The sequence below is a fragment of the Nocardia mexicana NBRC 108244 genome (assembly GCF_001613165.1).
Classification (GTDB): Bacteria; Actinomycetota; Actinomycetes; order Mycobacteriales; family Mycobacteriaceae; genus Nocardia; species Nocardia mexicana.
Window position 1 is genome coordinate 51,730 of record NZ_BDBV01000050.1, and the last position, 21,171, is coordinate 72,900.

A 21,171-nucleotide genomic window follows, 5' to 3' on the forward strand; every position below is an offset into this window, starting at 1 on the left:
TTCGGGCGGTCCCGCCGTTACCCGATCGCCTCGACGATTTCGCGGGCGCGATCGAGGTAGCGGTGCCGCCCGGCGGTGATGCGGCGATACCCGGCCTCGGCGACCTTGATCGCCTGGTCGGGATGGCGGGCGCAGCGGGTGAGGATGTCGCGCAGCTCCGCCGTCGAGGAGAAGAGGAAACACTCGGTGTCCTCGGCCAGCAGCGCGGCGTGCTCCTCGGTCCTTTCGCCGACGAAAAGACCGCCGGCGGCGGGGATTTCGTAGCTGCGGCAGGTGTGGGTATCGCGATTCGCGGAGTTGAGCAGGACCAGGTTCGCGGTGACGGCCGCGACGGCCACGGAGAAGTGTTCGCCGTAGACCGGCCCGCGCACCGCGGCGCCGGTGCGCCACAGCGGCGCCACCCGCCGCCATCCAGGCCCGTATACCGCCAGGCCGCCGCCGTATTCGCGGGCGAGGTCGACGAGCAGGCCGCGTCGATCGGGACGGCAGGCGCCGATGAAACCGGTCAGGAATCGGTCGCCGCGGCGCGCGGCCGGATGGTGCCACGCGGGATCGTAGGCGCTGGAGACGAACGCGACGGAGCCGACGCCGCGCTCGCGCAGTTCGGGGACGTTGTGCCGCTTGGTGGTGACGATGAGATCCCAATTTGCCTCGTGCGCGAGGTAGTCGGCGCTGATGTTCTCCGGATTGGCGACATCGTCGGGGCTGTAGTGCACGTGCAGGGCCGCCGGAACCGACAGCAGCCGGGCCTGGTCCAGATGTACGGCCTTGAACGCGAAGACCATATCTGGTGCGAAATCGGCGGCCAGATAGTCGATCTCGTCGTGGACGTCGGCGACCCGCCACGGCGCCCGCCGGTGCGCGACCTTCGCGTACACCCACGGCGGCGACAATCGGGGCGGCAGCGTGACCGCGGTGGTGTCGACCACGACCACCTCGTGCCCGGCCTGGCGGAACCCGTCGGCGAGCGAGCGGGCGTTGCTCCCGACCCAATCATCGCCCACGAACAGAATTCTCATGATCGATCCCCCTCCTCGTGACCCGCCACCCCGACGGATTCTGTCGTGTCGCGCCGCGCGGCGCGCTCGGTGACGACGAGCCACCGCATCCGCACGACGTACCACAGCGCCACCGTGATCTCCGCCGCGACCGTGCCGTACACCAGGGTCCACACCGATTCGGTGTGCACGGCGATCGCCAGCGCCCCGGCGGCCACGCAGGTGCCGATGACGGCCCCGATCAGGACACCCGTGGTGTCCTGCCGCACCGGCAGCACCGCGGTGGTGACCAGCGAGGTGATGGTGGTGGCGGGCAGGATGAGCACCTCGACCCGCAGCAGCGGCACCGCGGCGGCGAAGGCGTTGCCGAACATCACGTGCACGAGAATCGGGGCGGCCAGCCAGACGCCCAGCGTCGCGACACCGGCCGCCGCCAGGCAGGCCAGCAGCGAGCGAGTGGCGTTGCGCCAGAACGTTTCCTCCGCGCCGCGCCGCGCCATGCGGGGCAGCAGCGCGAAACCGATCGGGTCCAGCAGCGACTGGAAGGCGCGCACCAGCCGGTCCCCGGCCGAATACAGCCCGAGCGAGGCGGTGTCGAGCACGGCGGCGTACACCGCCGCCGACCCCTGCCCGTAGCTGGTGACCAGCGCCCGGGAGGTGAGTACCGGGGCGCCGATCCGCAGCACCTGCCGCAGCTGCCGCGGCCTTCCCGGAATTCCGTAGGTGCGCAACGCATCCCACCACGTGAGTGCGATGGTGAGCAGCGACGACAGCAACAGGCACAGCATGGCCGTCGTGGCGGTGGGCATGCGCGGCAGCCACAGCACCAGCAGCACCAGGTAACCGATCCGGCCCGCACCCTGATAGAGCGTCGAGGTCCCGAACCGGCCCTGCCCGATCAGCAGCCAATCCTCCGAGATCGACCAGAGCCCACCGGCGAACAGGCCGAGCAGGATCATGTGCAGCGCCGCGGGCACCCCGATCGGCAGGCTGACCAGCAGTGCGGCCCCGAGCACGCTCAGCGTGGTGGCGCGGACGGCCAGATAGGTGCCGCGCAGCCGTTCGATGGTCGCCCCGTCGGTCGCGTCGTGCACCTTCGCGGCCAGGAACGAGGTGATGCCCAGGTCCACCGCGAGCGATCCGATGAAATACGACGACATACCGATCGCGAGCAGCCCGACCCCGTGCGGCCCGAGCAGGCGGGAGATGAGTGGCAGCGTGACCACCGTGATCACGTACTGGCCGTATTTCCCGAAGCTGACGTAGCCGATATCGCGGAGGATCGCGATCCGGCCGTGCTGCAGCGGGCGGTGCCGGCGGCGCGGCCGGGCCGCCGGGCGCTGCTCGGTCTCCGCGGAATCAGCCATGCCGCACCCGCTTTCGCGGCATCGAGGTCAGCAGCGCGGCGACCGTGCGGGCGGTCTCCTCGATACCGAAATGCCGCGCGCGAACCTGGCCCGCGTCGGCGAGTTTGCGGCGCAGTCCGGCATCGGCGATGAGCCGGTCCAGGGCGGCGGTGAGCTGCCCGCGGTCTCCGGCGTCGACCAGCAGTCCGCTGATCTCCGGTTCGACGATCTCCGCCGGGCCGCCGGGCCCGGTGGCCACGACCGCGCAGCCCGCGCGCATTCCCTCGACCACGACCTGGCCGAACGGTTCCGGCAGCACGGAGCAGTGCACGAGGATATCGGCCTGCGGGAGCAGGCTTTCCGGATCGTCGATGTGTCCGGTGAAGGTCACCGGCAGCGCGAGTTCGGCGGCCAGGCGCTCGAGTTCGGCGCGGTAGGGCTCCTCGTCGAAGAACGCGCCGCCGACGAGGTAGATCCGCTGCGGCCGGATCGCCGTATCGGCGACCGCGCGGAGGAAGACGTCCTGCCCCTTCCACGGGGCCAGCCGCCCGACGACCGCGACCACCGTCTCCGCCGGTGGGCGCTGACCGGGACGCGGTGCGGGCGGGCGCGGTTCCAGGCCCGGAGGGGCGACGGCGACCGGTTTGCGCCCGGTGCGCAGCGATGCCCGGGTGGTGTGGCTGTTGGCGATGTACCCGTCCGCGACGACCCGGCCGAGCAGGCGGATCAGCGGCGCCAGCCATCGGCCGAAGTAATCGGGCGTGATGCGGTCGTGCACCTGCCAGATCAGCGGTATGCGGGCGCGGCGAGCCGCCACCGCGCCCATCAGCAGCGCTTTCGTGCTCTCCGCGACCAGCACCGACGCCTCCGTTCCACGCGCGGTGGCGCCCAGCGCCCAGCCCACGCGCACCAGGGCGACCGCGCCGGTCAGCAGTCGGCGCGCATCCGCCTTCCCGATGGTCATCGCGCGGCTGTCGAAAGTGTTGCGTAACAAATGGGTTTCGATGCCCCGCGCGCGCATCCGCTCGAGCATCGGGCCGTCGGCGGTGTAGACGGCGGCGACGTCCATATGGGCGCGTAGCGCCGACACCAGCCGCAGCGTGGCCAGTTCGGCTCCCGACGGCGCCGCGGTGTGCGCGACGAAGACGGCCTTCACGGTCCGGCCAGTTCGCGATAGAGGGCGACGTGGCGGCGGGCGGCCGCGTCCCAGGAGAACGATTCGGCATGCGCGCGGCACTGTTTCGTGGTCGGGACGCCGCCGTCGAGGGCCGCGGCGAGGCGCTCGGCGAGTGCGTCGGGATCGCCGGGCGGCACGATCAGCGACGGGTCGAGCCCTCGGACCGAATCGGGCAGCCCACCGCATTCGGAGACGATCGGCGCGCGCCCCGCGGCGAGCGATTCCAGGGCGATGAGCCCGAAACCCTCGAGCGCGACCGACGGCACCACCGTGCAGTGCGCCCGCGCATAGAGTTCGGTGAGCCGCTCATCGGTGACGCGCCCCGTGAACTCGATGGACGGCTGTTCCGCGGCCAGGGTGCGCAATTCCGTTGCCGCGGTGCCGGTTCCGGCGACCGTGAGGCGGGCGCCGGGGTGGCGGTCCAGCACGGTGGGCCACGCGCGGATGAGCGTGTCCAGGCCCATGCGGCGTTCCAGCCGCCGGACGCACAGCACCCGCGGCGCCGAATCCGCGGGGGTGTCGGAGGCGGTGAACCGATCGAGGTCGACGCCCGGCGCGATGACGGCGATCCGCTCCGCGGGCACCCGGTAATCGGAGATCAGGAGGTCGCGAAACCGGCCGGATAGCACGACGAACCGATCCGCCCGCGCGTACCGGAGACGTTCGAGCAGGTACTTCGCGCGCACGCTGCGGCCGGACGCTCCGGCCAGCCGGCTCTCCTGCGCCCACGGGCCGTGGAAATGGACGACCAGCGGTCCGCGGGCCGGGGGACCGTAGAGGCAGAAGTGCCTGTCCACGAGAGCGCCGAGCGGCGGGCGGTCGAGAAAGGCGCGGCGGGCCCGGTGCAGTGTCGTCCCACCGGTCGGCCCCCAGGATTGCCCGCCGGGCGGCGGGTCGCCGAAAGCTGTTGCGGTGATCGAGATCTCGGGCCTGCGGGCCAGCGCCGAATACAGGTCGGTGAAGTATCGGTTCAACCCGCCGGGTGCCGCACCGAACCACTCCGACCCGGTCATATGGACCTGTAGCGGACCCATCGCGCACCCCCGCGATCTGTTCTCCGTCGACCGCGGCTGCGATCGCACCGCCCCTGGGTGGGAAGTCTATTCGAATCCTGCCGTCGCGGTCGGCCAACCGCGAGCAATCGTGCCGGTTTGTTTTCGGGGCTGGTGGCGGGGAGTCCGGCTGTGCTAGAGGCGAATCCGGGCCGGAGCGCCTACCGCGGCATGTCCAGCTTGTCGACGTCGGCGAGAACCTTTTCGTGCCAGTCGATCTCGGCCTGAATGCGGATTCGGGCATGATCGACGACGAGATCGTCGACGGTGCTCTGGTCGGGCCAGCGCCGGTCGAGCTGGTGCTCGATCCCGGCGGCCCGGGCGCGCAGGGCGGCGATGCGGTCGGTGAGGTATCCCCGCAGCAGGTCCGGATCCAGGTCGGCGCTGACCGCCAGCGCGAGATCGACGGGGTCCGGGCGGATGGCGACGTCGGTGAACGCCTCGTCGCGCAGCGCACGGAGTTCGCGCTGGCCCTCGTCGGTGATCTCGTAGACCGTCCGTGCGGGCTGCGCGCCGGGCTGTTCGGTGCGCAGCGGCCGGATCAGGCCCTCGTCGCTCATGCGGTGCAGCGCCCCGTAGAGCGAGCCCGGCTTCACCCGCGACCACAGGTCGGCGCGGTCCAGCCGGGCATCGCGGCGCAGCTGGTGGCCGTGCATGGGGCCGCGCTTGGCCAACGCGGCGAGGACGAAGAGCCGGGTCTCGTTCACCCCCTCAGTCTGACACGACTACTCGCATTTGAGTACTCTCGGCTGCATGCCTGTGCGACCGATCCTCATCGCCGGAGATCCCCGGCTCACCACACCGGCCGTTCCCGTCACCGAATTCGACGGCGAGCTCGCCGAGTTCGTGGACGTCCTGTTCGAGACGAATACCGCGGCCAACGGTGCGGGCCTGGCCGCCAACCAGATCGGCGATCCGCGGTCGGTATTCGTCTACGACCTGATCGACGGCGGCGTCCGGCACCGGGGCTACGTGGTGAATCCGGTGCTCGAGACGTCGGCGATCCCGGAGACGATGCCCGATCCCGATCTGGACGGCGAGGGCTGCCTGTCGGTGCCGGGGGAATGGTTCCCGACCGGCCGCGCCGACTGGGCGCGGGTCACCGGCGTGGACGTCGACGGGGCGTCGCTGCAGGTCGAGGGCACGGGATACCTGGCGCGCTGCCTGCAGCACGAGACCGACCACCTGGCCGGGAAGCTCTATCTGGATCGCCTCGTCGGGCGCAATCAGCGGGCCGCACGCAAGGTGGTGAAGCGGCGCGACTGGACGCGGCCCGGTCATTCGTGGCTGCCGGGTGCGGATATCGACCCGTTCCACGGCTGAGCCGGCCGCCCGGCCGATAGCTGGCAGGTAGCGGTGGTGCAAAGTAGGTTAGGCTGACCTATCTACCGCAGCCGACGCGAGTGAGGACGGGTATGACATCTGCCGATGTGGGGACGCGGCTGACCCGCCGCGGCCTGTTCGCGGCCGCCGGGGTCACGACCGTCGCGGCGGTGCTGGCCGCGTGCGGCCGCGCGCCGGACGATGCGACCGGATCCGGCGACTGGTCGTTCACCGACGACCGGGGTAAGACGCTGCGCGCCAACGGGATTCCCTCCCGCGTGGTCGCCTTCACGGGATCGGCGGCGGCGCTGGCGGACTACGGCGTGGCGCATCGGATCGCCGGGGTGTTCGGGGATGCGACGGCGGCGAACGGCGCCAAATCCGAACTGGCCGGGGACCTGGACCTGAACAACCTCACGGTGCTCGGCAACGCCTGGGGTGATTTCCCGCTGGAGAAGTACGCCGCCCTGGAACCCGACCTGCTGGTCACCGACACGTATACGCCGGACCAGCTCTGGTACATCCCCGACGACAGTCGCTCGAAGATCGAATCGATCAATCCGAACATCGCGGCCATCGCGGTGGCGAGGCAGCCGCTGCCGGTGACGATCGGCCGATACGAGCAGCTGGCCACGGCGCTGGGCGGCGACCCGAACGCTCCGGCGGTCGCGCAGGCGCGGGCGAGGTTCACCGCGGCGGGGCAGGCGGTGCGGGACGCGGTCGCGCAGCGGCCCGGCCTGCGCGTGCTGGCGGCCTCCGCGGCACCGGACACGTTCTATGTATCCGATCCGCGCGCCTCGGCCGACCTCCGATACTTCCAGGAGCTCGGAGTGGATCTGGTCGTGCCCGAACGCGTCGACAGCCAAGGGTTCTACGAGAGTCTCAGCTGGGAGAACGCCGACAAATATCGCGCCGACCTGATTCTGCTCGACGGCCGGTCCAACGCCCTGCAACCCGACGCCCTGGCCGGAAAACCGTTGTGGCGCACCCTCCCGGCGGTCCGCAGCGGCCAGATCACGCCCTGGAGCACGGTGTTCCGGTACTCCTACGCCGGGGTCGCGCCCCTGCTCGAGCGGTTCGCCGCGGCGCTGCGGTCGGCGCGCGCCGCCGCCTGACCGAAATTCCGTCCTCGAACCGCTCGCCGCGCGTAGCGAAACCCGCACGTGGTGCGATACATTCGCGAGCGGCAGTGCTGCCTCTCTCCGAACCGATGATCCGGGCTGCGACCGGGCTTGCGGAAGGACGACGAGCGTGGGCGAGGCCGGCGCGGGGGTGGGTGCCGAGAACATCCGGATACTCATCGAGAACGGCGAATACTGGCTGCGCAACCGCGGCGATATCGCCATGATGGCGGTCACCGTACAGCGGCTGCGGGAGCACTGGCCGGGGGCCCGGGTCGGGATGCTCACCGAGCAGCCGCGCGTGCTGCGCGCCCTGCTGCCGCGGGCCGAGCCGATCTACCTGGGCACCGGCGGGCACTGGGGACACCCGGGCGCACTGGACCGGATTGCCGCCGGAGCGGCACTGCGCTGGCGCGCCGCCACCGACGGGCCCAAGGCGCGGGTGCGAGCGGCGCGAAAGACGCTGCGCGGCACCGCCGGACAGCACGACCTGCCGGAACCGCCGCTACCCGCGGCCACCGTCGACGCGGGGCTGGTGCTCGCCCAGGGCGGCGGCTATATGACCGACGTCGACCTCTACCAGGCCCACCGCACGCTCAATCTGCTGGAACAGGCTCGGTCGCTGGGCATTCCGACCGCCATGATCGGCCAGGGGTTCGGCCCCATCGATGATCCGCGGCTGCTGGAGCGGGCCGCACAGGTGCTGCCGGGAGTCGGGTTCATCGGCCTGCGGGAGGGGCGGCGCGGGCCGAAACTGCTGCAGGAGCTCGGCGTCGCACCGGAGCGAATCATGGTCACCGGCGACGATGCGGTGGAACCGGCCTACCGGCTGCGGCAGGCCCGGATCGGCGGCGACCTCGGGGTCTGCTTGCGGATCACCTACTACGCCCGCGTCGGCGAATCCGCGCGATCGGCGCTGTCCGACGTGATCCGCACTCGCGCAGCTGAATTCGGGGCCGCGGTGGCTCCGCTGATCATCTCCGAATACGACTCCGAGGATCGTGACTGCACCCGGCGGCTGCTGGCCGGAGCCGGACGGACGCGCGCCCCGGTCGGGCGCGGCGGCACGGCCGAGGAGGTCATGCGGCAGGTATCGCGGTGCCGGGTCGTGGTCACCAGCGCGTATCACCTGGCGGTTTTCGCCCTGTCACAAGGAATTCCGGCCGTGGGGCTCACGGCCTCGCGCTACTACGACGACAAGTTCCACGGCCTGGCCGACATGTTCGGCACGGGCCTGCGCGTGGTCGATATGGACGATCCCGATCTGCGGCGCACCCTCACCGCCGCGGTCCGGGAGCTGTGGGAGTCCGCACCCGAACTGCGAGATCCGTTGCAGCACCGGGCCGTCGCCCAGATCGACGCCGCCCGCGCCGGGATGCGGCGGGTGTACCGCCTGGTCGAGGGCGAACACAGCGCGGCGACGCCGTCGGACACCGCACCAGCGCAGGGGAATCCATGAGTACATTGTCGGTCTGCGTGCCCGCCTACAACGCCGGGCGCACCCTCGCGACCACCATGCGGTCGATCCTGGAGCAGGACGCCGATTTCGAGCTGTCGGTGCTCGACAACGCCAGCTCCGACGACACGGCGTCCGTCGCGCTGTCGTTCGCCGATCCGCGGGTGCGCCTGCACCGCAACGAGACGGTGCTGCCGATCGGCGACAACTGGAACAAGGCCGTCGCCGTGTCCTCGGGCGAGCTGGTGAAGGTGGTGTGCGCCGACGACATCCTGCTGCCGGGCGCGCTGAAATCTCAGCTGGAACTGATGCGCGACACCGGCATAGCGATCTGCTCGGCCAAATTCCAGGTGATCGACGAGGCGGACGCCGTCGAGGAGGCGGACCTGGGCCTGCCCGGCCTGCTCGGCGCGCATTCGGTCCGGACCCTGATGCGCACGATCGTGCGGCGGGGGCCCGCCGATTTCGGCCCGACCGCCGCGGCGATGTTCCGGCGCACCGACTTCGAGCGCGTGGGCGGGTTCCGCGGCGACCTGGTGTTCCCGATGGATGTGGACCTGTTCGCGCGGGTGTGCGAGTTCGGGGAGTTCTATGGCATGCCGGAAATGGTTGCGGCCTGGCGCAATTCGTCGTTCAACCTGTGCAGCCGCACGTCCACGGTATCCAAGCTGACGGAGATGGCGCGCTTCCATCACCGGCTGGCGCGCGAATACCCGGACCTGATCACCCGGACCGACGTGCTCGCGGGTGATCTGCGCCTGGTGCGGCAGGCGGGGGAGCGGCTGCGGATCCGGACGATGGCGACGGTGCGCCGCCGCCCGGAGCTGCTGCGCTGAGTTCAGATCGTCCAGACCGGGCCGTAGGTGACCACCGTGTCACCGGCGGCGCTGACCACCTTCACGAACGGGCGGATCGTGGTCTGGCCGAGTACGCCGGTCACCGAGCCGTGGAAGCCGGACATCTGGATGAACCCGTCGCGGCCGAAGATATCGCCGCCCGCACACTCGATGGTTTGGATCCCCGGGCCGAAGCCCACCTCCAATTCGACACCCAGCTGCGGGATCAGGTCGAACAGCTGCAGTTTCGGCTCGTTGCCGAGCTCCACGCCGAGTCCCGGTGTGTAGTACTGGAATTTGATCTTGCCGTTGAACGTGGCCGGATAGCCGACCATGTAGCCGATCGTGATGTGTCCCTGCCAGTTGTCGGCGTCGGGTCCGGCGACGCGATAGCTGGCCCGACCGTGGTGGAACCACTCGCGGCTGAGCGGATTGCCGTCCAGCGGCGGCACGAAGTCGATCCGGGTGTCGGACTGGATGGCCTCCACGGACCGATCGCCACGGTCGACGATGCTGTTGACGCTGTCGACTCCGGCGCCCGCGGTGCCGCCGCCCAGTGCCACGGCGAGCGTGACGGCGGCAGCGGCGGCGGTAGCGCGGGCGACGGTGGCGGTGCGTACGGTGGCACGCCGAGATTTATCCCTCATGATTCCCCTGCTTCCCTCATCAGGTTTGATCGGATGCGCCGTAACCCCTACGGACGCAGTCGTATTCCCCTGTAATTCGTTGCGTGGCCACCCCCGGATCCTTCCGGCGACCAGCGTGTCGGGATTACGGCGGCTGCGGCACCTGCACGACCCACCGGCCGCTCAGCGCGGGCAGCCGGACCTGCACCTCGGGCAGCAGATCGGGCAGGGTGAGCAGGACCCGATGCGGCCGGGCCGCGACGAGCTCGGCCGGAGTGATGATGGGGATATCGGTGCCGGGCATGCGGCGGCCGTGTTTGGCGGGGGAGGCGTCGGCGACACCGGCCAACCTGCTCCGGTCCAGTCCGGCGCGGGCGAACAGTGCCACCGCCCGCGATGCGGCGCCGTAGGAATAGATCCGATTCCCCTGTGCGGCCTCGTATTCCAGCCACGTGCGCAGGTCGCGCACCTGCGAGTCGGCGGCCTCCTGCAAGGGCTCCAGCGCGGCCGGATCGGTGAGCGTGCGCTCGGTGGCGAGGATGCGCCGCACCGACTCGCCGGGTTCGGTGGGGTGGGGCACCGCGGCCACCAGCACGGTGCCGCCGTAGAGATCGAACTCCCACGCATCGGCCGGATGCAGCCCGGCCGTGCCGAGCAGGTGCCGGAGGGCGGTGAGCGAGTAGTAGGCGAAGTGGCCGTGCCGCAACGCATTCCACTGCCGCTGCGCGACGATCGTGCGCAGCGAATGGAACTGCAGCAGCAGTACGCCGTCGCGGCGGGTGGCGGCCGCCCGATCGGCGAGGGCGGCGCGCTGGTCCGGCTCGTGCATGAGCCCGAAGCTGTCGAGCACCACATGGGCGGGCCGGGAATGGATTTCGGTGAAGCCGTGCTCGGCCAGCAGCGGCAGCCAGGTGCCACCGTGTGGGCTGCCGAACTCGCGCGCGGTGGCACCGCGCAGCCAGCCGTCCCCGGCGACCCGGTGCACGGCCGCGGCGGCCTGATCGCGCAGCGCCTGCGGTTCCAGGCCGCGCGGTTCGGCGACGGCGGTGTCGTCGTCGGCCAGCTGCGCCAGCCCGCAGCCGCGGCACAGGTCCATCGCCAGGGCGTGGACGGGATCCACGCCGACCGGCTCGTCGACGAGCGGGAAATGATTGGCGGCCGGAACCTTCCCGAGGTCCAGCACCCGGGTGAGTTCCATGCTCCCGCAGGCACGGCAACCGAGCGCGCTCACGGTCCGACGTCCCCGAGCGCGGCGCGCAGCGCGGCCCAGCTTCCGGCCGCGCGGTCGCGGTCGGAGACCGCGGTCACCGGCTGCGGCCACGCGATGGCCAGCTCCGGATCGTCGAAGGCGACGGCGAGATCCTCGGCCGGATCGTGCGCTCGGTCGATCCGGTAGCACACGTCGGCGGTCTCCGTCAGCGCCTGGAAGCCGTGCAGGAATCCGGGCGGCACGTACAGATGCCGGAAGTCGTTGTCGTCGAGCAGGAATTGCTGCCGGTGGCCGAAGGTCGGCGAGCTGGGGCGGATGTCGACGAGGACGTCGTGGACGGCGCCGTGGGCGCAGCGCACCAGTTTCGCCTCGCCCCGCCCGGCCCGGCCGTGCAGCCCGCGCACCACGCCGCGCACCGATCGCGACTGCGAATCCTGGACGAACGAGGCCGCCGCGCCGCGCACGCCGAGCCGGGCGTCGAACTCCGCGGCGTCGAAGGTGCGGGTGAACACGCCGCGGTCGTCGCGGAACGGATCGGGTGTCAGCACCAGCACATCGGCCAGCTCGGCGCCCTCGATGCGCACGGCCTCACGCTCCGATCCGCACGCGGCGCAGGCTCTCGTCCAGCACCCCCGCATCCCGCAGCGCCCGCAGCCGCGCGAGCCGGGTGAACCGGTCCGAGAAATCGGCGGCGGTGAGGCCGCGCGCGACATACTCGCGGGCCAGCTCGACGGCCCCGTCGGCGACGCTCCAGCGCGCCGAGAAGCCCAATTCCTCTCGCGCCCTGCCGAAATCGACCCGGTAGGAGCGCGGATCGGCGCCGGTCTCACCGGTGATCGCCAGTCGCGACCGCGGCACCGCCGCCACCACGGCCTGCGCGATATCGGCGACGGTGAGATTGTTGGCTTCGTCGCCGATGTTGTAGGCGCGGCCGGAGATTCGCTCGGCCGGAGCGGTGAGGCAGGCCGCGAACGCCTCCGCGATATCGGCGGCGTGCACCAGCGGCCGCCACGGGGTGCCGTCGGAGAGCACCCGCACCTCCCCGGTGAGCACCGCGTAGCCGACGAGATTGTTCAGCACGATATCGGCGCGCAGCCGCGGCGAGAATCCGAAGGCCGTGGCGTTGCGCAGGAATACGGGGCAGAACCCGCTGTCGGCGAGCGCGGCCACCGCCGCCTCCACGCGCACCTTGCTCTCGGCGTACGGGGTGATCGGTCGCAGCGGCGCTCGCTCGCCGACCAGGTCCGGACCGGCCGCGCCGTACACCGAACATGTCGACGCGTAGAGGAATCGGTGTACCCCGGCGGCCTTCGCCAGCCGGGCCAGCCGCACCGAGGCGTGGTAGTTGATGTCGTAGGTGATCTGCGGCGCCAGGGCGCCGAGCGGATCGTTCGACAGCGCCGCCAGATGGATGACGGCGTCGAAACCGGTCAGCTGTTCGGCGGTCACGTCGCGGAGATCGGTGACGATCCCGGAGGGGTCCGCGGGCAGGGCGCCGAGCACGCAGTCGGCATAGTAGCCGATATCCAGGCCCACGACCTGATGTCCGGCCGCGCGCAGCACGGGCACCATCACGGTGCCCAGATATCCCTGATGCCCGGTGACGAGCACGCGCATGGGTCACACACCTCCGAAAACGACTGTGGCCTTGTCGATCACGAACGCCTCCGCATGCCCGGTGCGGCACTGGACACCGCGCAGCCGGGACAGGCCCAGGAAGGCGTGCTCGTCGAACCAGTCCCGATCCCGTTGCGAGGGATAGTGTTTGACGAGCAGTTCGGCCTTGTGCCGCGCGACCTCCGTGGTGAGCGGGACGTACATCGTGGGCTGTGGCGTATCGGTCTCCCACTTGAGGACCTCGTAACCGAGCACGAGGTGGTCCCGGAATTCGGTGGGTACCAGCTCCGCCAGCAGGCGGTGGTCCTGGTGGGCGTCGCCCCGCTGGGGTGCGAACACCAGATCGGGTTCGCCGCTGCGGCGCAGCCGTGCGACGCCGGTCTTCACCGACTCCCAGTGCGCGGGGGTGCGCCCGTCGGGCAGGTCCAGCACCGTCAGCCGCACATCCGCGCCGGGGCAGAAGGATTCGAGTGCGGCGCGCTCCTCGGCGGCGCGCTCGCCCCCGCCTCCGCACAGCACCAGCGCCCGAACCTTCAGTCCGGCAACGGATTCGGCGAGGGTGAGCAGGGTGCCGCCCGCCCCGATGGTGAGGTCGTCGCAGTGCGCCGCCAGCAGCGCGATCTCGCGAACGTGGGCGGCCAGCCTCAGCATGCCGCTTCCTTCAGGCTGCGCTCCCACACCATCCACGGCCGGTCGCCGCCGTGATAGGCCGCGTCGAGCTCGGCGCGCTCCTTGAAGGTATCGGCCGGTTTCCAGAATCCCAGGTGCTGGTAGCCGAACAGCCGCCGCTGCGCGGCCAGCGCACCGCACGCGTCCTCCACCAGGTCGCCGCCGGGCGGAAGCAGATCGAACACCTCCGGGGTGAGCACGAAATACCCGCCGTTCTCCCAGATCTGCAGCCGCGACACCGGCGTGATCTGCTCGACCTCGCCGGCGGCGTTGACGTCCACGCAGTGGAACGACGACTGCGGCGGGACGATCATCATCGACGCCGCGGCGCCGGACGCCATGCACTTGTCGATCATCTCGTCCAGCGGCGCGTCGGTGAGCACGTCGGCGTAATTGGCCAGGAAGTACCGCTCGCCCGCCAGGTGCCCGCGCACCCGGCGCAGCCGCTCGCCGATCGCGGACTCGACGCCCGTGTCGACGAAGGTGATGGTCCAGTCGCTGATATCGGACCCCAGCAGCTCGACCTGCCCGCCGCGGATGACGAAATCGTTGGAGGCCGACTCCTCGTAGGTGAGGAAGTAGTTCTTGATATGGGCGGCACCGTATCCCAGGCACAGGATGAAGTCCTTGTGCCCGAAGTGCGCGTAGTAGCGCATGACGTGCCAGATCAGCGGTCGCGGGCCGACCATCTGCATGGGCTTGGGCACCGGATCGCCGATGCCGCCGCGCATGCGCATGCCGTAACCGCCACAGAACAGGACAACTTTCATCTCCGGCCCCCGGATAAATCGGCGTGATGCAGGATGGGCAGCGGATACACCAGGTCCGCGCCCCGGTCGCCGAGATGCCGCAGCTGTGCGGTGATCTCGGCCTCGAGATTCCACGGCAGCGCCAGCACCACGTCCGGCCGGTCGGTGTCGAGGCGCTCGGGCGGGTGGATCGGGATGCGGGTGCCCGGGGTGTAGCGGCCGTGCTTGTACGGGTTGCGATCGACGGTGTAGGACAGCAGGTCCGGGCGGATGCCGCAGTAGTTGAGCAGCGTATTGCCCTTGCCCGGGGCGCCGTATCCGGCCACCCGCCGCCCCTCGGCGCGGCAGTCCAGCAGGAATCGCAGCAGCTCGTGGCGGACCTGCTCGGCGCGCAGGCGTAGGCCGGAATACCCTGCCGCACTGTGCAATCCGGCCTGACGCTCGGTCTCGAGGAGGCGGTCGACCCGCACCGTCGGGGTCGCGTCGGGCAGCGGCCGCGCCCACAGCCGCAGCGAACCGCCGTGGGTGGGCAGCTGCTCGACATCCACCACCGTCAGACCGCCGGACGCGAGCGCGCGCTGGGCCGACAGCAGCGTGTAGTACTGAAAGTGCTCGTGGTAGATGGTGTCGAACTGGCCGAGCCGCACCAGGTTCAGCGCGTGGTGCACCTCGACCGAGACCCACCCGTCGTCGGCCACGAGCGCGCGCAGCGACCGGGTGAACCCGCGCAGATCCGGCACGTGCGCGTAGACGTTGTTGGCCACGACCAGATCGGCGGCGCCGTGCTCGGCGCGGATCTTGGCGGCCAGCTCCTCGTCGAGGAAGGCGGTGACCGTCGGCACGCCGTGCTCGCGCGCGGCGGCGCCGACGTTGACCGAGGGCTCGATGCCCAGCGCGCCCACCCCGGCCGCGACCGCGTGCCGCAGCAGGTAGCCGTCGTTGCTGGCGACCTCCACGATCAGCGATTTCGGGCCCAGCCCGAGCGTGCTGATCGCCTGGGTCACAAAGGCATTGGCGTGGCGCACCCAGCTGTCGGAGTAGGAGGAGAAGTACGCGTACTCGGTGAAGGTCTCCTCCGGGGTGATCAGCGCGGGGATCTGCAGCAGCAGGCAGTCCTCGCACAGGCGGAGGTGCAGCGGATAGGTCGGCTCGGGCAGATCCAGCTCCGCGGCGGTCAGGAATTTCTCGCACGGCGGCGTGGCGCCCAAGTCGAGCACACTGGCCAACCGGCCGGAATCACACAGGCGGCATCGCACGAAGAATTCCCCACCTTTCGCCGGGACCGGGTCTCCGGCGGAAAATGCCGGGACGACCATCAGGTCGGCATCGACGATCCTTACGTTACAACACGATTCCCGGGATTTCGGGCATCTGTAGGGGAGCGAAGGAAGTGAATTCCGGTCGGTTTCATTCCTGCCGGAGATAGTGCCTCGAGAACTGACGGAAGACTCTTGCGGAGCGAGGGTTCTATGATCATGAAGCAAGGGCGACAGGGGGTTTCGCAGCAAACCGGTTGTTATGTTTCCGGCCGTTGTCGGGATATTGTGCGCCGCCGGAAATTCGCCGCGCGCGTCGATGATCGGCCCCGTAACATTCGCCTTCTGATCGGCGAAACACCGTCGAACCCATCGGGTTTGCCACGGTGTGCAGCCTGCAGGGGGACCGGTCACCGGGGATCGGAGTCGAGTTCTCCCGTGGGGGAGGTGTATTCATCATGAGTTTCGAACTTCGAGCCGGTGCGGCCACGCGCGCATCGGGGACACCGCGGTCCGAACGAGAACGCTGGCAGATCGAGTACGCGCGCCGATTGTGGGTGGGTGATCTGGTGGTCGTCGGCCTCGCGGTCGGCGCTGCGCAGGTGATCCGCTTCGGTGGGCCGGTCGATCCGCCGCTGGCCAGCACGCTGCCGCTGGAGGTCCGCTATACGGTGGTGTCGATCCTGCTGGGGCTGGTGTGGACGGCGTTCCTGGCCGTCTCCGGTGCCCGGTCGCCACGCGTAATCGGCAGCGGCACAGAGGAATACCGAAGACTGGTGGCCGCGACGCTGCGGCTGTTCGGCATGATCGCCATGCTCTCGCTGATCTTCCGATTCGATATCGCGCGCGGATATCTCGCGATCGCGCTGCCGCTCGGGCTGGCGGGTCTGATGGTGCAGCGGCGGCTGTGGCGGCGCTGGGTGGCCGGTCACCGCCTGAGCGGCCGGTACTCGGTCCGGGTGCTGGTCGTGGGCAGTCGCGGTGCCGCGGCGGCGATGGTCGCGGCGTTCTCGCGCGACGCCTCCTCGGGATACCACGTGGTCGGCATCTGCACTCCCGATGTCGACGCCCCCTCGCTCGAGGTCGACGGGCGCACGATTCCCGTTGTGGGAGACGACCGTTCGGTGCTCGATGCGGTGCGTGCCACCGGCGCCGACACCGTGGCGGTGACCGCCACCGACGACCTGGGCCCGGCCGACTTCCGGCACCTGGCCTGGGAGCTGGACCCACCGGGAGTGGAGCTGATCGTGGCGCCCGGCCTGGTCGACATCGCCGGGACCAGGCTGACGCACCGGTTCGTCGCCGATATGCCGATGCTGCACGTGGAGAAGCCCCAGTACGACCGCGCCAAATCCTTCGGCAAGGCGGTGTTCGACCTCTGCTTCGCCGGCGCCGCGGTGCTGGCCGTCGCGCCCGTGCTGGTCGCCATCGCCGTCGCGGTGAAGGTCACCAGTCCCGGGCCGGTGTTCTACCTGTCGGAGCGAATCGGCCGGGGCGGCAAGCCGTTTCGGATGATCAAGTTCCGCAGCATGTACGCCGACGCCGAGGCGCACGTCGCCGAGCTGATCGCCGCCGACGGCGGCAACCCGCTGTTCTTCAAGATGCGCGAGGACCCGCGGGTGACGCCGGTGGGCCGGGTGATCCGCAAGTACTCGCTCGACGAGCTGCCGCAGTTCTTCAACGTGCTGCGCGGCGATATGAGCGTGGTCGGCCCGCGCCCGCAGGTGCGCCGCGAGGTCGACAGCTACGACGGCACGATGCGCCGCCGACTGCTGGTCAAACCCGGGGTGACCGGCCTCTGGCAGGTCAGCGGCCGCTCCGACCTGTCGATCGAGGACGCGATGCGCCTGGACCTGTCCTACGTGGAGAACTGGTCTATGGTGCTGGACCTGCTGCTCATCGCCCGGACCATGGGCGCGGTCACGCGCGGCGACGGCGCGTACTGAAATGTGAACATCATTTAGTAAAGGGTGTTCACAAAACGAGTGTGGTGTGGTTCACTCCTGTGGAACGTGTTCCAAAGGAGGTACCGTGTCAGCCCCGTCCATCTCGCACGACTTCGATTTCACCGATCCTGACCTGCTCTCCACCCGCCTGCCCGTCGAAGAGTGGGCCGAACTCCGCCGCACCGCGCCCGTGTGGTGGGTCGACCAGCCCGACGGCGTCAGCGGTTTCGACGACGGCGGCTACTGGGTCGTCAGCAAGCTCGACCAGATCAAGGAGATCTCCAAGAACTCCCAGGTCTGGTCCACCAACGCCAATACCGCGGTGATCCGGTTCAACGGCGACATCACCCGCGACGAGATCGACATCCAGCGGGCCATGCTGGTGAACACCGATCCGCCCGCGCACGACAAGCTGCGCCGCATCATCTCCCGCGGCTTCACCCCGCGCGCGGTGCAGAGCCTGCGCGAGGCGCTGACCGAGCGCGCCGAGCGAATCGTGCACGAGGCCAAGAAGACCGGCGGCGGCGACTTCGTGCAGCAGGTGGCCTGCGAGCTGCCGCTGCAGGCGATCGCCGAACTGCTGGGCGTGCCGCAGTCCGACCGCGGCAAGCTGTTCGACTGGTCCAACAAGATGATGGGCTACGACGATCCGGAGTTCCAGGACAGCTACAAGATGGCCAACGCCGAGGTCATGGGCTACGCCTGGAACCTGGCGGAGGAGCGGAAGAAGTGCCCGGCCGACGATATCGTCAGCCAGCTCGTGACGGCCGACGTCGACGGCGAGGCCCTCGGCTCCGACGAATTCGCCTGGTTCGTCATCCTTTTGGCCGTCGCCGGGAACGAGACCACCCGCAACGCCACCACGCACGGGATGAAGGCTTTCGTCGACAATCCGGAGCAGTGGGAGCTGTACCGGGCCGAGCGGCCGCGCACCGCGCCGGACGAGATCGTGCGGTGGGCAACGCCGGTCGTCGCCTTCCAGCGAACGGCCCTGGAGGACACCGAACTCGAGGGCCAGGCCATCAAGAAGGGGCAGCGGGTCGGGCTGTTCTACGCCTCGGCCAACTTCGACGAGGAGCGCTTCGACAAGCCCTTCGAATTCGACGTGATGCGAAACCCCAACCCGCACGTCGGATTCGGCGGCACCGGCACCCACTACTGCGTCGGGGCCAACCTGGCGCGGCTGCAGCTGGACCTGATCTTCAACGCGATCGCCGACGCGATGCCGAACCTGCGCGAGATCTCCGAGCCGGTCCGGCTACGCTCGGGCTGGCTGAACGGAATCAAGAGCTGGCAGGTCGCCTACGAATGAGCGACCGGGACCGGCGGTGGCGGCGGATGCCGCCACCGCGGTCCCCGCGGCGGAGGACGGGTCGGGGAGCGCGGGTGCGCTCGTGTGACGGAGGCAGAGGATGAGTGAACCCGCGCGGCGGGGCCGGTTGCCCGCGGTGAGCGATGCGGACATCCGGCGGGTCGCCAGAACGCTTCTGGTGGAACAGGGCCCGGAGGCGGTAACCCTGCGCGCCATCGCGCGCGACCTGGGCATCACCGCACCCGCGCTGTACCGGTACTACTCCTCCCGCGACGATCTGGTCGCCGCGGTGCGCAGTGATATCTGCGCCGACCTGGCCGCCGAACTCGCCACGCAGGTGGCGGAGCTGCCCGACGACGGCGTGGTGCAACTGTTCGCCATCTGCAAGGGTTTCCGGCACTGGGCGCTGGCGCACGCGCGGGAGTTCACCCTGGTGTTCGCCTCGCCGACCGGCGCAGGCCCCAGTGCCCTGCGGCAGTTCGACGAGCCGTTCGGCCGCATCTTCCTGGAGGCGGCCGGTCGGCTGCTCACCACCTACGACATCGTCACCCCGGCGACCGACGTCATCCCCGAGGCGCTGCGCGAGGACCTGATCGGGTTCCAGACCGAACTGCTTGCGGTGCTTGCCGAATCGGGCCAGAAGTTCCCGGCGGAGAAGCTGGACCTGGGCGTCACCTATCTGATGATCACCTTCTGGGCCCGCCTCTACGGCCACGTGACCCTCGAGGTGTTCGGCAACTACCCGATCCCCGTGCGGGATTCGGAGGCGCTGTTCGACGCGACGCTCGCGGATCTGGTCCGCACGATCGGCCTCGAGGTCGCCTGAGCGCCGATCGCGCTAGGTCGCCGTCCGGACCACCGGACGGCGAATCCCCTGGAACCGCCGCAGGATTCGCGGCTGGCGCAGGTACCGTGCCATCCATTCGCCGAGGGTGACCCCGGCCGCGAGTGCGCATCCGATGCCGAACGCGGCCAGCATCTGGTTGAGGCCCAGCAGCTGCTGGTCGTTGAGCAGCGCCGACAGGCCCCGGTACACCTTCAGACCGGGCAGCAGCGGGGTGATACCGGCGACCGCCACGACCAGCGGCGGAGTCAGCGCGCGGCGGGCCATGAGACCACCGGCGAGGCCGACCACGGTCGCCGCGACGCCCGAGGACACCACCGGTCCGAAATTCGCGTACTGCACGAACAGGTAGCAGACCGTGGCCGCCATACCGCTGATGCCCGCGGCGGCCAGGGCGCGGCGCTCCGCGTAGCAGGCGAGCGCGAACGCGGCCGACGCCACGGCACCGGCGATCAGCTTCACCGGAAGATTGTTGATGTCGTAGGTCGACGCCGACATATCGATCGGGGGAGACGTCGCACCCAGCAGGGTGGCCGCTCGCAGGGCCAGCGCCACGCCGGCGATGATGCCGCCGGTCATCACCAGCAGCTCGAGCATGCGCGCCGCCGCCGTGATCGGTGCGCCGGTGATGGCGTCCTCGACCGAGCCGACCAGGCTCAGACCACTGAGCAGCACCGTGATCCCGGCCGCCACGATCAGGGACGGATTCGCCTCGATCTTCCCGCCGAAGGTGGCGAGCAGAATGGCCGGGACCGTGGCGATGGCGCCGCCCACCATGTGCTGGAAGAACAATGGCAGTCCGCGGCGGTTGAGATAGCGGTTGGTGCCGTAGATCGCCGCGGTCGCCACGAAACTCGCCCCGGCGAGCAGCACGCCGCCGCCGAGTAACAGGGCGATCGAGGCCGCCATCAGCGACCAGCCGAATGTCGCGATCCAGCGGGTGTACGGGTGCGGCGCCGTGGTGATCGCCTCGAGCGCCTCGAGCGCCTCCTCCGGCGGCATCAGCTCGCGGCGGATGCGTCGGGTGAGCCGGTCGACGGCGGCCAGCCTGGTGAAGTCCATCGAGCGGTAGTTCACGATGCGCATGGTGCTGGCGGGCGGCAGCGTCGGCCCCCGGTCGGCGGAGATTCGGATCGCGTTGTAGGTGACGTCGACGTCGACCTGCGACAAACCGTATGTGGCGGCGATGAATTCGACCTGGGAGGTGGTGTCGGTGACCGCGGTGCCCGAGGACAGCACCACCTCGCCCACCCGCTCGGCGAGATCCAGCACCTGGGTGACGCGGGCGTCGTCGGTGAGGTCGATCGGCTGCAGCGGGGCGGGCGCCTCCACCACCGCGTCGGCGGTGGCCTTCCGTTCCGCGACGAGGCGATCGACGACCCGATCCATGGCTTGGGTGACGTGTCGCAGTCGCGGGCGCCGCTCGGGCTCCTGCGCATACGGGATCGCCACCGTGTCGGCGTCGTCGCTCACACTGTGCACGGTAGATGCTGCCGCGGTATCCGTCAGCCGCGGCGCGCGCGATCGTGCGTCACCGGCGTCCGGGCGGACCTGCGGTTTCGCCGGTATCCGCGCAGTTCGGGCGGATTCGCCCAGTGGATCCGGCCCAGTCTCGGGCGTCGAGGGCTCGGCC

The 21,171-nt window shown here is 70.1% G+C and carries 20 protein-coding genes; 7 read left to right on the forward strand and 13 right to left on the reverse strand.

Features of this window, described 5'->3' with window-relative positions:
* Positions 1 to 17: 17 nt before the first annotated feature.
* The 5 genes from NM1_RS20260 to NM1_RS20280 form a co-directional block, all read right to left on the reverse strand.
* The gene (locus tag NM1_RS20260) at positions 18 to 1,019 is read right to left on the reverse strand and encodes a CgeB family protein (RefSeq protein WP_068021905.1); all 1,002 of its coding nucleotides are present in this window, start codon (positions 1,017 to 1,019) and stop codon (positions 18 to 20) included.
* The gene (locus NM1_RS20265; RefSeq protein WP_084519824.1) at positions 1,016 to 2,365 is read right to left on the reverse strand and encodes a lipopolysaccharide biosynthesis protein; all 1,350 of its coding nucleotides are present in this window, start codon (positions 2,363 to 2,365) and stop codon (positions 1,016 to 1,018) included. Before NM1_RS20265 ends, NM1_RS20260 begins: the two co-directional genes overlap by 4 nt.
* The gene (locus NM1_RS20270; RefSeq protein ID WP_068021908.1) at positions 2,358 to 3,500 is read right to left on the reverse strand and encodes a glycosyltransferase family 4 protein; all 1,143 of its coding nucleotides are present in this window, start codon (positions 3,498 to 3,500) and stop codon (positions 2,358 to 2,360) included. Before NM1_RS20270 ends, NM1_RS20265 begins: the two co-directional genes overlap by 8 nt.
* Complete coding sequence (locus NM1_RS20275; RefSeq protein ID WP_068022143.1) at positions 3,497 to 4,534, reverse strand: glycosyltransferase family 4 protein; 1,038 nt, start codon at positions 4,532 to 4,534, stop codon at positions 3,497 to 3,499. The genes NM1_RS20270 and NM1_RS20275 overlap by 4 nt, the downstream gene beginning before the upstream one ends.
* A 200-nt stretch (positions 4,535 to 4,734) precedes the next feature.
* On the reverse strand, positions 4,735 to 5,280 hold the full coding sequence (locus NM1_RS20280; protein ID WP_068021911.1) for a PadR family transcriptional regulator: 546 nt from the start codon (positions 5,278 to 5,280) through the stop codon (positions 4,735 to 4,737).
* Positions 5,281 to 5,326: 46 nt separating this feature from the next.
* Between NM1_RS20280 and NM1_RS20285 the strand changes: the two genes are divergently transcribed.
* The 4 genes from NM1_RS20285 to NM1_RS20300 all read left to right on the forward strand — a co-directional run bounded on the left by NM1_RS20285 (position 5,327) and on the right by NM1_RS20300 (position 9,309).
* Positions 5,327 to 5,896, forward strand: coding sequence for a peptide deformylase (locus tag NM1_RS20285; protein ID WP_068021914.1), 570 nt, complete (start codon positions 5,327 to 5,329; stop codon positions 5,894 to 5,896).
* 92 nt (positions 5,897 to 5,988) lie between these two features.
* Entirely contained in the window at positions 5,989 to 7,011 is a 1,023-nt protein-coding gene (locus tag NM1_RS20290) for an ABC transporter substrate-binding protein (RefSeq protein ID WP_068021921.1), read from the forward strand.
* A 136-nt stretch (positions 7,012 to 7,147) separates the two neighbouring features.
* A complete protein-coding gene (locus NM1_RS20295; RefSeq protein WP_068021923.1) occupies positions 7,148 to 8,476 on the forward strand; it encodes a polysaccharide pyruvyl transferase family protein in 1,329 nt (442 codons plus the stop codon).
* On the forward strand, positions 8,473 to 9,309 hold the full coding sequence (locus NM1_RS20300; protein ID WP_068021925.1) for a glycosyltransferase family 2 protein: 837 nt from the start codon (positions 8,473 to 8,475) through the stop codon (positions 9,307 to 9,309). The genes NM1_RS20295 and NM1_RS20300 overlap by 4 nt, the downstream gene beginning before the upstream one ends.
* A gap of 2 nt (positions 9,310 to 9,311) precedes the next feature.
* Here the strand turns inward: NM1_RS20300 and NM1_RS20305 are convergent, their stop codons facing one another.
* From NM1_RS20305 to NM1_RS20335, 7 genes are all read right to left on the reverse strand, one after another.
* Positions 9,312 to 9,956, reverse strand: coding sequence for an MspA family porin (locus NM1_RS20305; RefSeq protein WP_084519825.1), 645 nt, complete (start codon positions 9,954 to 9,956; stop codon positions 9,312 to 9,314).
* Between the two features lie 124 nt (positions 9,957 to 10,080).
* Complete coding sequence (locus NM1_RS20310; RefSeq protein WP_084519826.1) at positions 10,081 to 11,166, reverse strand: transferase; 1,086 nt, start codon at positions 11,164 to 11,166, stop codon at positions 10,081 to 10,083.
* Positions 11,163 to 11,729 carry a dTDP-4-dehydrorhamnose 3,5-epimerase gene (rfbC, locus tag NM1_RS20315; protein ID WP_068021928.1) on the reverse strand — a complete coding sequence of 189 codons (567 nt, stop codon included), beginning with the start codon at positions 11,727 to 11,729 and terminating at the stop codon, positions 11,163 to 11,165. The genes NM1_RS20310 and rfbC overlap by 4 nt, the downstream gene beginning before the upstream one ends.
* 4 nt (positions 11,730 to 11,733) lie before the next feature.
* Positions 11,734 to 12,762 (reverse strand): NAD-dependent epimerase/dehydratase family protein, encoded by a 1,029-nt coding sequence (locus NM1_RS20320; protein WP_068021931.1) that lies wholly within the window; start codon positions 12,760 to 12,762, stop codon positions 11,734 to 11,736.
* 3 nt (positions 12,763 to 12,765) lie between these two features.
* Positions 12,766 to 13,413 (reverse strand): PIG-L deacetylase family protein, encoded by a 648-nt coding sequence (locus tag NM1_RS20325; RefSeq protein WP_068021934.1) that lies wholly within the window; start codon positions 13,411 to 13,413, stop codon positions 12,766 to 12,768.
* Positions 13,407 to 14,201: a glycosyltransferase family protein gene (locus NM1_RS20330; protein WP_068021936.1), complete on the reverse strand. Its 795-nt coding sequence runs from the start codon at positions 14,199 to 14,201 to the stop codon at positions 13,407 to 13,409. The genes NM1_RS20325 and NM1_RS20330 overlap by 7 nt, the downstream gene beginning before the upstream one ends.
* The gene (locus NM1_RS20335; protein ID WP_068022148.1) at positions 14,198 to 15,436 is read right to left on the reverse strand and encodes a class I SAM-dependent methyltransferase; all 1,239 of its coding nucleotides are present in this window, start codon (positions 15,434 to 15,436) and stop codon (positions 14,198 to 14,200) included. The genes NM1_RS20330 and NM1_RS20335 overlap by 4 nt, the downstream gene beginning before the upstream one ends.
* A gap of 458 nt (positions 15,437 to 15,894) precedes the next feature.
* Here NM1_RS20335 and NM1_RS20340 point away from each other — a divergent pair, with 458 nt between their 5' ends.
* From NM1_RS20340 to NM1_RS20350, 3 genes are all read left to right on the forward strand, one after another.
* On the forward strand, positions 15,895 to 17,382 hold the full coding sequence (locus NM1_RS20340; protein WP_068021938.1) for a sugar transferase: 1,488 nt from the start codon (positions 15,895 to 15,897) through the stop codon (positions 17,380 to 17,382).
* Positions 17,383 to 17,467: 85 nt separating this feature from the next.
* Positions 17,468 to 18,694, forward strand: a complete 1,227-nt coding sequence (locus NM1_RS20345; protein WP_068021940.1) for a cytochrome P450 — start codon at positions 17,468 to 17,470, stop codon at positions 18,692 to 18,694.
* A 100-nt stretch (positions 18,695 to 18,794) separates the two neighbouring features.
* The gene (locus NM1_RS20350; protein WP_068021946.1) at positions 18,795 to 19,520 is read left to right on the forward strand and encodes a TetR/AcrR family transcriptional regulator; all 726 of its coding nucleotides are present in this window, start codon (positions 18,795 to 18,797) and stop codon (positions 19,518 to 19,520) included.
* Between the two features lie 12 nt (positions 19,521 to 19,532).
* Here the strand turns inward: NM1_RS20350 and NM1_RS20355 are convergent, their stop codons facing one another.
* Entirely contained in the window at positions 19,533 to 20,927 is a 1,395-nt protein-coding gene (locus NM1_RS20355; RefSeq protein WP_068022150.1) for a threonine/serine exporter family protein, read from the reverse strand.
* Positions 20,928 to 21,171: the final 244 nt, after the last annotated feature.

Excerpts from the sequence above, each read along its gene's own strand:
- NM1_RS20260 (WP_068021905.1), bottom strand. The coding sequence starts at position 1,019 with ATGAGAATTCTGTTCGTGGGCGATGATTGGGTCGGGAGCAACGCCCGC.
- NM1_RS20265 (WP_084519824.1), bottom strand. The coding sequence starts at position 2,365 with ATGGCTGATTCCGCGGAGACCGAGCAGCGCCCGGCGGCCCGGCCGCGC.
- NM1_RS20275 (WP_068022143.1), bottom strand. The coding sequence starts at position 4,534 with ATGACCGGGTCGGAGTGGTTCGGTGCGGCACCCGGCGGGTTGAACCGA.
- NM1_RS20285 (WP_068021914.1), top strand. The coding sequence starts at position 5,327 with ATGCCTGTGCGACCGATCCTCATCGCCGGAGATCCCCGGCTCACCACA.
- NM1_RS20290 (WP_068021921.1), top strand. The coding sequence starts at position 5,989 with ATGACATCTGCCGATGTGGGGACGCGGCTGACCCGCCGCGGCCTGTTC.
- NM1_RS20300 (WP_068021925.1), top strand. The coding sequence starts at position 8,473 with ATGAGTACATTGTCGGTCTGCGTGCCCGCCTACAACGCCGGGCGCACC.
- NM1_RS20305 (WP_084519825.1), bottom strand. The coding sequence starts at position 9,956 with ATGAGGGATAAATCTCGGCGTGCCACCGTACGCACCGCCACCGTCGCC.
- NM1_RS20320 (WP_068021931.1), bottom strand. The coding sequence starts at position 12,762 with ATGCGCGTGCTCGTCACCGGGCATCAGGGATATCTGGGCACCGTGATG.
- NM1_RS20325 (WP_068021934.1), bottom strand. The coding sequence starts at position 13,413 with ATGCTGAGGCTGGCCGCCCACGTTCGCGAGATCGCGCTGCTGGCGGCG.
- NM1_RS20330 (WP_068021936.1), bottom strand. The coding sequence starts at position 14,201 with ATGAAAGTTGTCCTGTTCTGTGGCGGTTACGGCATGCGCATGCGCGGC.
- NM1_RS20340 (WP_068021938.1), top strand. The coding sequence starts at position 15,895 with ATGAGTTTCGAACTTCGAGCCGGTGCGGCCACGCGCGCATCGGGGACA.
- NM1_RS20350 (WP_068021946.1), top strand. The coding sequence starts at position 18,795 with ATGAGTGAACCCGCGCGGCGGGGCCGGTTGCCCGCGGTGAGCGATGCG.
- NM1_RS20355 (WP_068022150.1), bottom strand. The coding sequence starts at position 20,927 with ATGGATCGGGTCGTCGATCGCCTCGTCGCGGAACGGAAGGCCACCGCC.